Below are 15,294 nucleotides of genomic sequence, written 5' to 3'. Positions count from 1 at the left end.
GCGGCCACAGGGATACTATGCCAACATTACCGCAACGACTGAGCTAACGGTAGCGTTTTATAGGGCTATTTTGATCCTGTCCGGCCAGCCAGGCGAGCTTTTCGCCAATCTTGCCTTCAAGACCTCTGTTTGTAGGTTGGTAATAGCGGGTTTGTGCCATCTCCTGCGGGAAATATTCCTCTCCGGCGGCGTAGGCATTTGGCTCATCATGGGCGTAGCGATACTCCTGCCCGTAGCCCATCTCTTTCATCAGTTTTGTCGGTGCATTGCGCAAATGAACCGGTACATCATAATCCGGACGCTCGCGTGCATCCGACATCGCCGCTTTGAAGGCAGTGTATACCGCGTTACTTTTCGGCGCGCAGGCCAGATAAACAATAGCCTGGGCAATGGCGCGTTCGCCTTCCGCAGGCCCGACTCGGGTAAAGCAGTCCCAGGCGGAGATGGCGACCTGCATGGCGCGCGGATCGGCATTGCCGACATCCTCCGACGCAATCGCCAGGCAGCGACGCGCGACGTATAACGGATCGCCACCGGCGGTGATAATACGCGCGTACCAGTAGAGCGCCGCATCCGGGGCGCTGCCGCGCACGGATTTATGCAGCGCAGAGATCAGATCGTAAAAACGGTCGCCTTTATTGTCGAACCGCGCGCTGCGCTCACCGGCAATTTCGGTGAGCAGTTCAGGCTTCAAAACGCGCTTGCCTGCATCGTCCACTTCGGCCATATCGGCCATCATTTCCAGCGTGTTCAGCGCCCGACGGGCATCGCCGTTCACCAGTTCTGCAATTGCACGGCGCGTTTCATCCGGAAGAACGATATCCTGCCCACCGTAGCCGCGGGCCTTGTCCTCCATCGCCTGCGTCAGAACCTTTTCGATATCTTCCGTTGTCAGCGACTTAAGCAGATAAACACGAGCACGGGAAAGCAGCGCGGAGTTCAGCTCAAACGACGGGTTTTCGGTAGTCGCGCCGATGAAGAAAATCGTGCCGTCTTCAATGTGCGGCAGGAAGGCATCCTGCTGGCTCTTGTTGAAGCGGTGAACTTCGTCGACAAACAGAATGGTGCGACGTCCGGCATTGCGGTTTTGTCGCGCCCGCTCGATCGCCTCGCGGATCTCTTTCACGCCCGACGTGACGGCCGAAATGCGTTCGACATCCGCACTGGCATAACGGGCGATAACTTCAGCGAGAGTGGTTTTACCGGTTCCGGGAGGGCCCCAGAGGATCATGGAGTGCAGATGCCCCGCTTCAATAGCGCGCGGCAAGGGTTTCCCCGCAGCCAGCAGATGTTGCTGGCCGATGTACTGCGCTAAATTTTCTGGCCGCATACGGGCGGCCAGAGGTTGAAACGCATTATCTGAAAAATCGAGCGACAGATTGCTCACTCATGCCTCTTACTTATTGCGTTGGTCGTCCACCGTTACGCCCTGCGGCGGGGTAAAGGTGAATTTCGATGCGTCTACAGCGCCGTTTTGCTGAGACTTAAGCTGATAGTTACTGCGCTGATCGTCCTGCTCAACCGCACCGAACTGATTGATGGTACCGTTGCTGCTCACGTTGATGGTGAACTGCTTCAGGTTGCCGTTACTGCCTTTAGGCGTCAGGACAAACTCATCACCGTTTTGTTTGATGTTGTACTGCTGCCAGTCGCTGGTCTGGTTACGGGCGATCAGCATAAACGGGGTGTTGCTGGTGGCATCTTTCAGCCAGGTAGCGGTGGCTTGCTCAACAAACGGGTTGTAGAACCACAGGGTTTTACCGTCAGAGACCAGAACGCTCTCGTCCGGCTGGGTCATGTGCCAGTTGAACAGGTTCGGGCGTTTCACCCACAAATCCCCCTGACCTTCCTGCACCGCGTTGCCGCTGCCGTCAGTCACTTTTTGCGTGAAGCTGGCGTGGAAGCTGCTCACTTTGTCCAGTCGGCTTTTAAGGTCGCTGGCCGCATCAGCCCAGACGCTGCTGGCAACAAAACTGGAGAGTAATGCACAGGCGATGGCGATTTTTTTCATTGTTATTCCTTAAAATACGTCTTCCCGATATGGGGTTTCCGTTTCCATTCTGGACCTGCCCGAAGGCAGGCGACAGAAGAATATGCTTAATTTTTGCTGATTTACCCTTCTTTGCAATCGCTGAAGGTTATTCAAACGGCGGCGGCGCCAGCACCTCACGGTTGCCGTTGTGTCCCTGCTCGCTGACGATGCCCTGAGCTTCCATTTGCTCAATGATACGCGCCGCGCGGTTGTAGCCGATACGGAACTGACGCTGTACGCCAGAGATAGAGGCTTTACGCTTTTCGGTGACGAAGTTAACCGCCTGGTCAAATAACGGATCCAGCTCTTCACCGCCGTCAAAGCCACCGCCGCCGCCTTCGCTTTCGCTGTCGGAGGTAATGCCGTCCACGTACTGCGGACGTCCGCGCGCTTTCCAGTCCTGCACCACGGCGTGAACTTCCTGATCGCGAACAAACGCGCCGTGAACACGCACCGGAGAGGTGGAGTTCGGGCCAGAATAGAGCATATCACCCATCCCCAGCAGCGATTCAGCACCGCCCTGGTCAAGGATAGTACGCGAGTCGATTTTGCTCGACACGGTAAACGCGATACGGGTTGGGATGTTTGCCTTAATAAGACCCGTGATAACGTCCACGGACGGACGCTGCGTTGCCAGCACCAGGTGAATACCCGCCGCACGCGCTTTCTGTGCCAGGCGCGCGATGAGTTCTTCCACTTTCTTACCGACGGTCATCATCAGGTCGGCAAATTCATCCACCAGCACTACGATGTAAGGCAGTTTTTCCAGCACCGGATGCTGGGCATCCATGCTGTCACCCGGCTTCCAGTATGGGTCCGGAATCGGACGGCCCATGCGTGCCGCCTCGGCGATCTTCTCGTTATAGCCGGCCAGGTTACGCACGCCCAGCGCCGACATCAGCTTGTAGCGACGCTCCATTTCATTGACGCTCCAGCGCAATGCGTTGGCGGCATCCTTCATGTCGGTTACCACTTCCGTTAACAGGTGCGGAATGCCTTCGTAGACGGACAGCTCGAGCATTTTCGGGTCGATCATGATGAAACGCACATCTTCAGGCTGCGCCTTGTAGAGCATACTGAGGATCATGGCGTTCACGCCGACCGATTTACCGGAGCCGGTAGTACCCGCAACCAGCAGGTGTGGCATCTTCGCGAGATCGGCAACGACCGGATCGCCAGCAATATCTTTACCCAGCACCACAGTCAGCGGAGACGGGTTATCGCGGAATTTGGTGTTATCCAGAACCTCACGCAGATAAACGGTCTGGCGTTTCTTGTTTGGCAGCTCAAGGCCAACGTAAGGCTTGCCTGGAATGACCTCCACCACGCGCACCGCCACTGTCGACAGGGAACGCGCCAGGTCACGGGACAGGTTTGAAATACGCGCTGCTTTTACGCCCGGCGCCAGGTTCAGTTCGAAACGGGTGATTACCGGGCCTGGCGAATAGTTCACTACATCAGCCTTGATGCGGAAATCAGCCAGACGCGCTTCAACGAGGCGGGCCATCTGCTCAAGGGCAAAGGTATCCACCGGCTCGACTTCTGCCGGCGGCGGCGTTAACAGATCCAGAGACGGCAGCGGCGTGCTTGGGCGCTGCAGCGGACGGCTGTCACCATTACGCATCAGCAGCGGGTGAATCAGGCTCTCCTGCGGCTGTGGGGCTGGCTGCTGGAACTGCGGCGGTTGGGCCGGCTGCTGCGGCTGAACATGAGCCTGCGGCGCCGGCTGCTGCGGCTGAACATGAGCCTGTGGCTGCGGCGTCTGACGCACCGGTTCAACGTCTGGCATCACGCCCGGCGTGAACAGCGGTTCGCTCGGCCCGTCATCCACCAGATCTTTCATCGGTGAAAATTCAAAATCCGACAGCGAGAACGGGTTTGCCCCCGACGGCTGCTCGCCGGAATAACGCTGCTGCTGCGTTGCCGCGAACTGACGCGCTAATTCCGCTTCGGCAGCATCATCCTCATCCTGACGGGGGTGAACATCGTGTTGATACTCGTCGCCATAGCGCTGATTCTGCTGGGCGGCGAACTGACGCGCCAGCTCGTCCTGATGCTGTTCGTCAGCATCATCGTCGTATTCATTCTCACGCGCTTTCACTTCCGCCATACGCTGTGAAGGCAGTTTGATGCCGTACGACGCCAGCTCGCGGCGGGTCGGTACGCGAACGCGATTAGGGCGCGGCAGTTGAGGACCAATCCCCTCTTTCACCTGAGGACGCGGCGTACCGTCAGTCGCCGGGCTGAATAACGGAGCGGATGCGGCGGCGGTTGCCTGCTTCAGGGTTTCAGTTGCGGAAGCAACGGCTGGCGCTGGCTCAACAGGAGGAACGGCCGCGGAAGGGGCTTTTGCAGCAGGCTCCTGCACCGGCTCAGGTACGGGCTGATACCAGGCGGCAAGCTGCTCGCGCTCGCGGGCACGGCGCTCTTCCACTTCTTCAAAATAGTACAGCGGCGGACGAGACGGCTTCGCTTCTTCAACCACTTCAGGCTCAGGCTGCGGCGCAACGTATGGCTGTTCAGGCTCAACGTGTTCAGGTGCATAAGCCTGATACGGTTGTTGCGGCTCGCTGACAGGCTCATGCGGCTGATAAGGTTGTTGCCACTGCTCCTGCTGGACTGGGATATAGCTTTCAGGCTCTGGCGCAATGGTTGGCTCCGGCGTATGAACGCCAGGCGCGGTTTGCCAGTCGACCTGTGGCTGCTGAATCACGGACTCCGGTGCCGGAACTGGCGAGGACGGCATAACGGCTTCAACGGGCGCAGCATAGGCCTGCGCGGCCGTTGTTGCAGCGGCCGCAGCGGCTACCGGTTCAGTAACGGAATGGCCATTCAGCAGCGGATCGTACTCGTCATACTCGCCAGGGGTAGCTCGATTGCCGGAGAACAGTACGTCATCAGGATCCACGGCCGCACCGCGATACTCAATCTGCTCGTCTTCATCCATGCGCTTGCCGGAGAAAAGCGCGGCATCCGTTTTACGGCCTAACGGGTTAGCAAATTTTTCGGCAACGCGCTGGCGGCGCGCCAGGGCACCTCGCAGGATACGCGCGCGACGAGACTCGCGACGCTCGGCGGGCGCATCGTCTTCTTCATACTCATCTTCGTATTCGTCTTCATCGACCCACGTATCGTCACGACGCGTGCGGTTGCTGGCAAATGTCAGCAAGGTCAGGATAAAGCTGCCAATTTTTTCAGCGATGCTCACCCAGGACCAGCCGGTAAACAGCGTCAGCCCTGCCGCCCAGATACAGAGCAGCGCCAGCGTGCCGCCGCTGCTGTGAAGCATCGGCTGCAGAGCGGAGCTTAACAGGCTGCCAATCACCCCACCGGAGGCGAAGTACCAGATATCATCAGCGTTAATCGCCGCCAGCCCACAGGAGGTGAGGATGAGCGCCAGCGCGCCTATCAGGCGTAGCGAAACGGCAAAGTAGTCGATGTAGTCGTCATTCTGCCGATGACGCCAGGCAAACCAGCATCCGCCAATAATGATGACGGGAATGGTGTACGCCATCACACCGAAAATAAAGAATAGCGTGTCCGCAAGCCAGGCGCCGGGCACGCCGCCTAAGTTATGGATAGGCTCATGCCATGCGGTTTGCGACCAGCTGGGATCGGAGGGGTTAAAACTGAGTAAGGCAGCCATCAGCCAGACGGCAAAAAGGGCAATAACGATCAGTAACGCCTCAAGGAGACGACGTCCGCTGCTTAGCTTAGATAATGTGACTTCTTTGTCTTCAGTGTATTCCTGGCTCAAGAAAGGCTCTCCAGGTATCAGGCATGTCCTGCCTGTTTGCTAAAACGGACAACAGCGCCGGGTATCCCCGGCACTGTTGCTGTATGGATTAACAGGAGTGTAATCAAACTACACTGATTTTGCACCTGTTCCGTGTTAGCGCGTCTTAATAACCAGACGATTGCTCTGTTTGACCTCTTCCATCACCACATATGTACGGGTGTCGTTCACGCCTGGCAGACGCAGCAGGGTTTCCCCCAGCAGCTTACGGTAGGCGGACATATCAGGCACGCGGGTTTTCAACAGGTAGTCGAAATCACCGGAAACCAAATGACACTCTTGAATTTCTTCAAGTTTTTGTACAGCGGCGTTAAATTGCTCAAACACATCCGGTGCACCACGATTCAGAGTAATCTCAACAAATACCAGAAGTGAGGCATCCAGATAATGCGGGTTCAACAGAGCCGTATAGCCCTGAATAAAACCCTGTCTTTCCAGTCGACGCACACGCTCAAGGCACGGCGTCGGGGAAAGTCCCACACGTTTTGAAAGCTCGACGTTGGAAATACGCCCATCCTTTTGCAATTCATTAAGAATGTTACGATCGATACGGTCGAGATCTTTGCCAGGGCGCTTCTTGCTATCTACCATTATTATTGTCTCTCTGTATTCCTTCCCTACTCCTGCCTGGACCCTGTGCACATCACTGTTCAGAGCCTGTACCCGTTATTTATCACATCGCATGGTTATGTATTAGACGCGATGTGGATTCGGGTTCTGCGGTAAGAAGACCGTTGCCTGAAGGCAGTCACAGACATCACGTATGGCGTCTGTCCACACCATGCGTAGATTTCACTGACCCGGTAAAAATGGCATTTACGTGCATGTCTATGCGACATCCCGTACACGCGTCTTTTTTTCTTCCTTGAATGTTTTCGCAAAAGCGCAGGGGATTGTCAAAGCAAAACATCGATTTTTAGTACAAGATGCCGGATATTCATTACGGAGGGGTATTAATCCTCATTTTTCTGCCTTATAAACGAGCGCTTTTCAGTAGCAGACGTAATGTGAACGCGGCAGATCCATCGGGCGCGGCTATTGCATATATCGGAAGCAAAACTGCGGCGCTCTTTTTTTACGGCAACAAATTCCCTACAATCCAGCCCATTGCCTGCCAACAACAATGGGGATCTCATGGGCACGACCAAACACAGTAAGCTGCTAATCCTTGGTTCTGGACCTGCGGGATATACCGCAGCGGTCTATGCTGCACGCGCTAACCTGCAGCCGGTACTGATTACCGGTATGGAAAAAGGCGGTCAGCTGACCACCACCACGGAAGTGGAAAACTGGCCGGGCGACCCGAACGACCTGACCGGGCCGCTGCTGATGGAGCGCATGCACGAGCATGCCACTAAATTCGAAACCGAAATTCTGTTCGATCACATTAATAAAGTGGATCTACAGAACCGTCCGTTCCGTTTGACGGGCGACAACGGTGAATACACCTGCGATGCGCTGATCGTCGCCACGGGCGCCTCTGCCCGCTATCTCGGCCTGCCGTCTGAAGAAGCCTTTAAAGGCCGCGGCGTCTCTGCCTGCGCAACCTGCGACGGTTTCTTCTATCGCAACCAGAAAGTCGCGGTTATCGGCGGCGGCAACACCGCTGTGGAAGAAGCGCTGTATCTGGCGAACATCGCCTCTGAAGTACACCTGATCCACCGTCGCGACACCTTCCGCGCGGAAAAGATCCTGATCAAACGACTGATGGACAAAGTGGCGAGCGGCAACATTGTGCTGCACACCAACCGTACTCTGGAAGAAGTGACCGGCGATCAGATGGGCGTGGCGGGTCTGCGTATCCGCGATACCCAGAATACCGATAACGTCGAAACGCTGGAAGTGGCTGGCCTGTTTGTGGCGATCGGCCACAGCCCGAACACGGCTATCTTCGAAGGCCAGCTGGAGCTGGAAAACGGCTACATTAAAGTGCAGTCCGGGATCCACGGCAACGCCACGCAGACCAGCGTTCCGGGCGTCTTCGCAGCAGGCGACGTGATGGACCATATTTATCGTCAGGCGATCACCTCTGCGGGCACCGGCTGTATGGCCGCGCTGGACGCTGAACGCTATCTGGATGGGCTGGCTGAACAGGGTAAATAATCTTTACAAGTCAGTAACAAACGTAAATAAAGGCGGCCACTGGTCGCCTTTATTTTTCCCCGCGTGTAACATGCAGATGTCTAATTTCTTATAACGTCACCTGCAAAATACGCAATGGAAAAAACCCGTCAACAAGAGTTAACACGCTGGCTCAAACAGCAAAGCGTTCTTTCCCGCCGCTGGCTTATGATCTCCCGCATTCTGGGATTTATCAGCGGTCTGTTGATTGTTGCCCAGGCATGGCTGCTGGCCCGCATTCTCAACCATATGATTATGGAGAACATCCCGCGCGAGGCGCTGCTGTTGCCTTTTATCGTTCTGGTGCTGGTTTTCGTTCTGCGTGCGTGGGTCGTCTGGCTGCGTGAGCGGGTTGGGTTCCATGCCGGACAGCACATCCGCTATGAAATCCGGCGCAAGGTGCTTGACCGGCTTTCTGAAGCCGGGCCTGCGTGGATCCAGGGGAAACCGGCCGGCAGCTGGGCGACGCTGATCCTTGAGCAAATCGACGATATGCACGATTACTATGCGCGCTATCTTCCACAGATGGCGCTGGCGGTTTTTGTGCCCCTTTCGATTGTTATCGCCATTTTCCCGGTCAACTGGGTGGCGGCATTGATCCTGCTGGGTACCGCCCCGCTGATCCCGCTGTTTATGGCAATGGTCGGTATGGGCGCGGCAGATGCTAACCGCCGCAACTTCCTGGCGCTGGGTCGGCTGAGCGGACATTTCCTCGATCGCCTGCGCGGTATGGAAACGCTGCGTATCTTTGGTCGCGGTGAGGCGGAAACCGAAAACATTCGCCTGGCGTCCCAGGACTTCCGTCAGCGCACCATGGAGGTCCTGCGCCTGGCGTTCCTCTCTTCCGGCGTGCTCGAATTCTTCACCTCCCTGTCAATTGCCCTGGTGGCGGTCTACTTTGGCTTCTCCTATCTCGGCGCGCTGGATTTCGGCCACTACGGTACGGCGGTGACGCTTTCTGCCGGATTCCTGGCACTGATCCTGGCCCCGGAATTTTTCCAGCCATTGCGCGATCTCGGCACCTTCTATCACGCCAAAGCGCAGGCGGTGGGCGCTGCCGATAGCCTGAAAACCTTCATGGAAACGCCGCTGGCGCATCCGGAGCGCGGTGAAGTCACGCTGAATACCAGCGATCCAGTTACCCTTGAAGCGCAGGATTTTTCCATCCTGTCGCCTGAAGGCAAGGTACTGGCTGGTCCACTGAACTTTACCCTGCCTGCGGGTCAACGGGTCGTGCTGGTGGGCACCAGCGGCTCGGGTAAAAGCTCGCTGCTGAACGCGTTGTCAGGCTTCATGGCCTATACCGGATCGCTGCGCGTAAATAAAACGGAGCTGCGCGAGCTCGATCCCGAAGCCTGGCGTAAGCAGCTGAGCTGGGTGGGGCAAAACCCACAGCTGCCTGCCTCAACGCTGCGTGAAAACGTGCTTCTCGCCCGCCCGGACGCGCGTGAAGATGAACTGCAGTCGGTTCTCGATCGCGCCTGGGTCAGTGAATTTTTACCGCTGCTGCCGCAGGGTGTTGATACCGTGGTGGGCGATCAGTCTGCCGGGCTGTCGGTCGGCCAGGCGCAGCGCGTTGCGGTGGCCCGTGCCCTGCTGAACCCCTGTCAGCTGATGCTGCTGGACGAACCCGCGGCCAGCCTGGATGCCCACAGCGAGCAGCGCGTAATGGATGCGCTTAACGCCGCATCACAGCAGCAAACCACGCTGATGGTCACCCACCAGCTTGAAGGCATCGCCGACTGGGACCAGATTTGGGTGATGGAAAACGGTCAACTCGTTGAGCAAGGCGATTACGCCGCGCTTGTTGCCGCGCAGGGGCCTTTTGCGGCCCTGCTGGCGAATCGTCAGGAGGATATCTGATGCGCGCCCTGCTTCCCTATCTCGCACTGTACAAACGCCACAAATGGATGCTGACGCTCGGCATTGTGCTGGCTATTGTCACCCTGCTTGCCAGCATCGGCCTGCTTACGCTTTCCGGCTGGTTCCTTTCCGCGTCTGCGGCCGTGGGCTTCGCCGGGCTGTACAGCTTCAACTACATGCTCCCTGCCGCAGGCGTACGCGGCACCGCGATTACCCGAACCGCCGGGCGTTACTTCGAGCGTCTTGTCAGCCACGACGCGACCTTCCGCGTCCTGCAACACCTGCGTATTTACACCTTCAGCAAGCTTCTGCCCCTCTCCCCTGCCGGGCTGGCGCGCTTTCGTCAGGGCGAGTTGCTCAACCGCGTGGTCGCGGATGTGGATACGCTGGATCACCTCTACCTGCGCGTAATTTCCCCCATGGTGGGCGCCTTTGTGGTGATCGTGGTGGTCACGCTGGGGCTGTGTATTCTGGATGTTCCTATCGCGCTGACCCTGGGCGGCATCATGCTGTTGACGCTGATTATTTTACCGCCGCTGTTTTATCGCGCCGGTAAAACCACTGGGGAAAATCTGACGCGTCTGCGCGGTGAGTATCGCCAGCAGCTCACCTCATGGCTGCAGGGTCAGGCCGAACTGAGCATCTTTGGTGCCAGCAAGCGCTACCGCGCCCGGATGGAAAGCACGGAGCTTAACTGGCACGAGGCCCAGCGCCGTCAGTCTGAGCTAACCGCGTTCTCTCAGGCGCTGATGATGTTAATCGGCGGCATTGCCGTCATCGCCATGCTCTGGATGGCCTCCGGCGGCGTGGGCGGTAACGCCCAGCCGGGCCCGCTGATTGCGCTGTTTGTTTTCTGCGCCCTTGCCGCCTTTGAAGCTTTAGCCCCGGTCACGGGTGCGTTTCAGCATCTTGGTCAGGTTATTGCCTCTGCACTACGCATAACGGATATTGCGGAGCAGGAGCCGGAAGTGAAGTTCAGCAGCGGAGAAACCGCGGTACCGGAGCAGGTGGCGCTAACGCTCAGCGATGTCACTTTCGCCTATGACAGGCAGGCGCAAAACGCGCTGGAAGGCATCACGCTTTCCGTTAACGCCGGGCAGCGCATCGCGATCCTTGGCCGCACGGGATGTGGAAAATCAACGCTTCTGCAGCTTCTGACGCGCGCGTGGGACCCGCAGCTGGGTGAGATTCGCTTTAACGATACCCGGCTGGGTGACTTTAGCGAAGCGGCCTTGCGTAAAACCGTCAGCGTCGTGCCCCAGCGGGTGCATCTGTTCAGCGCCACGCTACGCGACAATCTCCTTCTCGCAGCGCCAGCGGCCTCTGACGAGGCGCTACGGGGGATGCTTGAGCAGGTCGGGCTGCACAAGCTGCTTGAGGATGACGGACTCAACGCCTGGCTCGGTGAAGGGGGTCGCCAGCTCTCCGGCGGCGAGCTTCGCCGTCTGGCGATTGCCCGGGCGCTGCTGCACGACGCGCCGCTGATGCTGCTCGATGAGCCAACGGAAGGTCTGGACGCGACAACCGAGAGCCAAATTCTTGATTTACTGGCAAACGTGATGAAAGGCAAAACCGTGCTGATGGTCACACACCGCCTGCGTGGACTCGCGAGTTTCGATCGCATAATTGTGATGGACAACGGACACATTATTGAGCAAGGTAGTCACGCAGAGCTGCTGGCAAAACAGGGTCGCTACTACCAGTTTAAACAGCGTCTGTAGGCTATATTTGTAGCGTCCTCACTCGCGTACTGGAGTTACGTTGTCATGCGCCTGGTCCAGCTTTCTCGCCATAATATTGCGTTCCCTTCCCCGGAGGGAGCGCTACGTGAACCTAACGGCCTGCTGGCGCTGGGCGGCGATCTCAGCCCGGCACGCCTCTTAATGGCTTACCAGCGCGGTATTTTCCCGTGGTTTTCTCCCGGCGACCCGATTTTATGGTGGTCTCCCGACCCGCGAGCCGTTCTGTGGCCTGGGCAGTTTCACTTGAGCCGCAGCATGAAGCGCTTTCACGCAAAATCACCCTATCGCGTCACGCTTAATCACGCCTTCGGGCAGGTCATTGAAGGATGCGCTGAAGATCGTCACGAAGGCACCTGGATAACCCGCGATATCATTATTGCCTACCATCAGCTACACGAGCTGGGCTACGCGCATTCCGTCGAAGTGTGGCACGGCGAGGATCTCGTTGGCGGCATGTACGGCGTGGCGCAGGGCACACTGTTCTGCGGTGAATCGATGTTCTCCCGCGCCACCAACGCCTCGAAAACCGCGCTGCTAGTTTTTTGCGAAGAATTTGCCCGGCGCGGTGGACAGCTGATGGATTGTCAGGTGCTGAACGAGCACACCGCCTCGCTCGGTGCCGTTGAAATCTCCCGTCGACACTACATCGAACATCTGGATCGGTGCCGCGCTGAGACCCTTCCGCGCGATTTTTGGATCCCCAGAGCGCTCTTTATGCCCGATGCCTAAATGTTTTCCGCATATTTTTTATGAGGGTGTTATAATTATGCCGCAGAGTAGCTTCTGCCTGTTGCCCCGCCGCCGTTTGGGACCCCCGCTTCAGATAACGTCCTGACGTTTATCCTGTTGTTCCCCTTTACGAATGCGCTTTCCGTTCGGTTGTACCGTGACGCTTGGGCAATGCGCTGAAACTGTTTTGCTGCGTTTTAAACGCGCAATTCTTTACTTAATTGATGAATTTCGGCATTATCTTGCCGGTTCAAAACTTGGTAGTGATACCCCAGAGGATTAGATGGCCAAAGAAGACAATATTGAAATGCAGGGTACCGTACTTGATACGTTGCCTAATACCATGTTTCGCGTAGAACTGGAAAACGGTCACGTGGTAACTGCGCACATCTCCGGTAAAATGCGCAAAAACTATATCCGCATTTTGACGGGCGACAAAGTGACTGTTGAACTGACCCCGTACGACCTGAGCAAAGGCCGCATTGTCTTCCGTAGTCGCTAATTGTTTTCGCCTGTAATGGCAGATGAATATTTAAAAGGTCGGGATAATCCCGGCCTTTTTTATTTGTGGCTTTAATGTTGCTACAGGGGAAGATGTATTTTAGTGCGGTCTGTTGCCCTCACCCCAGCCCTCTCCCACAGGGAGAGGGAGAAAGGCAGGCATAAAAAAACCGGGCAAAAGCCCGGTTTTTAACACACATATTACACTCAGTGAGCCGCTTCCGGCTTGTGCTTCGCCGCACTCTGGAAATCGTACGTCAGCTCGTTCTTCGCCTGATCCAGCCCCACCGTGACCTGGCCGCCGTCCACCAGCGAGCCAAACAGCAGCTCGTTCGCCAGCGGCTTCTTCAGGTTGTCCTGAATCACGCGCGCCATCGGACGGGCACCCATCGCCCGGTCGTAGCCTTTCTCGGCCAGCCAGTTGCGGGCCTCCTGGCTGACTTCCAGCGACACGCCTTTCTGATCCAGCTGAACCTGCAGCTCGACGATGAACTTATCCACCACCTGATGGATCACCTCGGTAGACAGGTGATCGAACCAGATGATGTTGTCCAGACGGTTACGGAACTCCGGCGTGAAGATCTTCTTGATCTCCTCCATCGCATCGGTGCTGTTATCCTGGTGGATCAGGCCGATAGATTTACGCTCGGTTTCACGCACGCCGGCGTTGGTGGTCATCACCAGCACCACGTTGCGGAAGTCCGCCTTGCGCCCGTTGTTGTCGGTCAGCGTCCCGTTGTCCATCACCTGCAGCAGGATGTTGAACACGTCCGGGTGCGCCTTCTCGATTTCATCGAGCAGCAGTACCGCGTGCGGATGCTTGATCACCGCGTCGGTGAGCAGGCCGCCCTGGTCAAAGCCCACATAGCCCGGAGGCGCACCAATCAAGCGGCTGACGGTGTGACGCTCCATATACTCGGACATATCAAAGCGCAGCAGCTCGATGCCCAGCGCTTTGGAGAGCTGAACCGTCACCTCGGTTTTCCCGACGCCGGTCGGACCGGCAAACAGGAAGGAACCAACGGGCTTGTGGTCATGCCCCAGTCCGGCACGGGCCATCTTGATCGCTTCGGTTAAGGCCTCAATGGCCTTATCCTGACCAAAGACCAGCATTTTCAGGCGATTGCCGAGGGTGCGCAGCGTGTCGCGGTCGCTCTGGGAAACGCTCTTCTCAGGGATACGCGCGATGCGGGCCACCACGGACTCGATATCCGCCACGTTAACGGTTTTCTTACGCTTGCTGGCCGGCATCAGGCGCGCACGCGCTCCCGCCTCATCAATTACGTCAATCGCCTTATCCGGCAGATGACGATCGTTGATGTATTTCACCGCCAGCTCCACCGCCGCACGTACCGCTTTCGCGGTGTAACGCACGTCGTGGTGCGCTTCGTACTTGGTTTTCAGGCCGTTGATGATCTGCACCGTTTCGTCGACGGACGGCTCGGTGACGTCGATTTTCTGGAAACGACGCGCCAGCGCACGATCTTTTTCAAAGATGTTGCTGAACTCCTGGTACGTTGTGGAGCCCATTACGCGGATCTTGCCGCTGGAGAGCAGCGGCTTGATCAGGTTAGCCGCATCCACCTGGCCACCGGAGGCCGCCCCTGCGCCGATGATGGTGTGGATCTCATCGATAAACAGGATGCTGTTGGTATCCTGCTCCAGCTGTTTTAACAGCGCCTTGAAGCGTTTTTCAAAATCACCACGGTACTTGGTGCCCGCCAGCAGCGAGCCAATATCCAGCGAGTAGATGATGCAGTCAGCAATCACTTCCGGAACGTCGCCCTGCACAATGCGCCAGGCCAGCCCTTCAGCAATCGCGGTCTTGCCCACGCCGGATTCACCCACCAGCAGCGGGTTGTTCTTACGGCGGCGGCACAGCACCTGTATGGCGCGCTCCAGCTCTTTGTCGCGGCCAATCAGCGGGTCGATTCCGCCCACGCGAGCAAGCTGATTAAGGTTGGTGGTGAAGTTTTCCATACGATCCTCCCCGCCTGCTTGCTCTTCGCTGTTGTTGATCGGGTTGCTGGAGTCGGATGCCTGGTTAGGCTCGTCTTTTCGCGTTCCGTGAGAGATAAAGTTGACCACGTCGAGTCGGCTGACTTCATGTTTGCGCAGCAGGTAGGCCGCCTGGGACTCCTGCTCGCTGAAGATGGCGACCAGCACATTTGCGCCCGTCACTTCGCTACGCCCGGAAGACTGGACGTGGAAAACCGCGCGCTGCAGCACGCGCTGGAAGCTGAGCGTCGGCTGCGTGTCGCGCTCTTCTTCACTGGCTGGCAGCACCGGTGTGGTTTGTTCGATGAAGGCTTCGAGTTCCTGACGTAGCGCCACCAGATCCACGGAGCAGGCTTCCAGCGCTTCGCGGGCAGATGGGTTGCTTAGCAACGCGAGCAGCAGGTGCTCGACGGTCATAAACTCATGTCGGTGCTCACGCGCTCTGGCGAAAGCCATGTTTAAACTGAGTTCCAGTTCTTGATTGAGCATAGGCACCTCCCCCAATTTTATGC

10 protein-coding genes are annotated in these 15,294 nt (G+C 57.3%); 5 read left to right on the top strand and 5 right to left on the bottom strand.

Annotated elements, in window-relative coordinates; translation table 11 throughout:
• Positions 1–43: 43 nt before the first annotated feature.
• From rarA to lrp, 4 genes are all read right to left on the bottom strand, one after another.
• A complete protein-coding gene (rarA, locus tag OWK27_RS15420) occupies positions 44–1,387 on the bottom strand; it encodes a replication-associated recombination protein RarA (protein ID WP_267590710.1) in 1,344 nt (447 codons plus the stop codon).
• A 9-nt stretch (positions 1,388–1,396) separates the two neighbouring features.
• Positions 1,397–2,011, bottom strand: a complete 615-nt coding sequence (gene lolA / locus OWK27_RS15415) for an outer membrane lipoprotein chaperone LolA (protein ID WP_267590709.1) — start codon at positions 2,009–2,011, stop codon at positions 1,397–1,399.
• Positions 2,012–2,138: 127 nt separating this feature from the next.
• Complete coding sequence (locus tag OWK27_RS15410; RefSeq protein WP_267590708.1) at positions 2,139–5,789, bottom strand: DNA translocase FtsK 4TM domain-containing protein; 3,651 nt, start codon at positions 5,787–5,789, stop codon at positions 2,139–2,141.
• 135 nt (positions 5,790–5,924) lie between these two features.
• Complete coding sequence (lrp, locus tag OWK27_RS15405) at positions 5,925–6,419, bottom strand: leucine-responsive transcriptional regulator Lrp (protein WP_000228469.1); 495 nt, start codon at positions 6,417–6,419, stop codon at positions 5,925–5,927.
• Positions 6,420–6,962: 543 nt separating this feature from the next.
• Here lrp and trxB point away from each other — a divergent pair.
• The 5 genes from trxB to infA all read left to right on the top strand — a co-directional run bounded on the left by trxB (position 6,963) and on the right by infA (position 12,785).
• Positions 6,963–7,931 carry a thioredoxin-disulfide reductase gene (trxB, locus tag OWK27_RS15400; protein ID WP_148418759.1) on the top strand — a complete coding sequence of 323 codons (969 nt, stop codon included), beginning with the start codon at positions 6,963–6,965 and terminating at the stop codon, positions 7,929–7,931.
• Between the two features lie 114 nt (positions 7,932–8,045).
• Positions 8,046–9,812 carry a heme ABC transporter permease/ATP-binding protein CydD gene (gene cydD, locus OWK27_RS15395; protein ID WP_267590707.1) on the top strand — a complete coding sequence of 589 codons (1,767 nt, stop codon included), beginning with the start codon at positions 8,046–8,048 and terminating at the stop codon, positions 9,810–9,812.
• Positions 9,812–11,533 carry a heme ABC transporter ATP-binding protein/permease CydC gene (gene cydC / locus OWK27_RS15390; RefSeq protein ID WP_267590706.1) on the top strand — a complete coding sequence of 574 codons (1,722 nt, stop codon included), beginning with the start codon at positions 9,812–9,814 and terminating at the stop codon, positions 11,531–11,533. Before cydD ends, cydC begins: the two co-directional genes overlap by 1 nt.
• 45 nt (positions 11,534–11,578) lie before the next feature.
• Positions 11,579–12,283: a leucyl/phenylalanyl-tRNA--protein transferase gene (gene aat, locus OWK27_RS15385; protein ID WP_176610739.1), complete on the top strand. Its 705-nt coding sequence runs from the start codon at positions 11,579–11,581 to the stop codon at positions 12,281–12,283.
• Between the two features lie 283 nt (positions 12,284–12,566).
• Entirely contained in the window at positions 12,567–12,785 is a 219-nt protein-coding gene (infA, locus tag OWK27_RS15380) for a translation initiation factor IF-1 (protein ID WP_002211347.1), read from the top strand.
• 206 nt (positions 12,786–12,991) lie between these two features.
• Here infA and clpA read toward each other — a convergent pair whose 3' ends face one another.
• The gene (clpA, locus tag OWK27_RS15375) at positions 12,992–15,271 is read right to left on the bottom strand and encodes an ATP-dependent Clp protease ATP-binding subunit ClpA (protein WP_267590705.1); all 2,280 of its coding nucleotides are present in this window, start codon (positions 15,269–15,271) and stop codon (positions 12,992–12,994) included.
• Positions 15,272–15,294: the final 23 nt, after the last annotated feature.

Origin of the sequence: Enterobacter cloacae complex sp. 2022EL-00788 (genome assembly GCF_026627565.1) — a bacterium.
Classification (GTDB): Bacteria; Pseudomonadota; Gammaproteobacteria; order Enterobacterales; family Enterobacteriaceae; genus Enterobacter; species Enterobacter pasteurii.
Note: the sequence above shows the minus strand (reverse complement) of the source record. Positions and strands in the feature narration are given on the sequence as shown.

Bases quoted from the DNA above. Each gene is read 5' to 3' on its own strand.
- trxB (WP_148418759.1), top strand. From the start codon at position 6,963: ATGGGCACGACCAAACACAGTAAGCTGCTAATCCTTGGTTCTGGACCT.
- lrp (WP_000228469.1), bottom strand. From the start codon at position 6,419: ATGGTAGATAGCAAGAAGCGCCCTGGCAAAGATCTCGACCGTATCGAT.
- aat (WP_176610739.1), top strand. From the start codon at position 11,579: ATGCGCCTGGTCCAGCTTTCTCGCCATAATATTGCGTTCCCTTCCCCG.
- cydC (WP_267590706.1), top strand. From the start codon at position 9,812: ATGCGCGCCCTGCTTCCCTATCTCGCACTGTACAAACGCCACAAATGG.
- lolA (WP_267590709.1), bottom strand. From the start codon at position 2,011: ATGAAAAAAATCGCCATCGCCTGTGCATTACTCTCCAGTTTTGTTGCC.
- clpA (WP_267590705.1), bottom strand. From the start codon at position 15,271: ATGCTCAATCAAGAACTGGAACTCAGTTTAAACATGGCTTTCGCCAGA.
- infA (WP_002211347.1), top strand. From the start codon at position 12,567: ATGGCCAAAGAAGACAATATTGAAATGCAGGGTACCGTACTTGATACG.
- cydD (WP_267590707.1), top strand. From the start codon at position 8,046: ATGGAAAAAACCCGTCAACAAGAGTTAACACGCTGGCTCAAACAGCAA.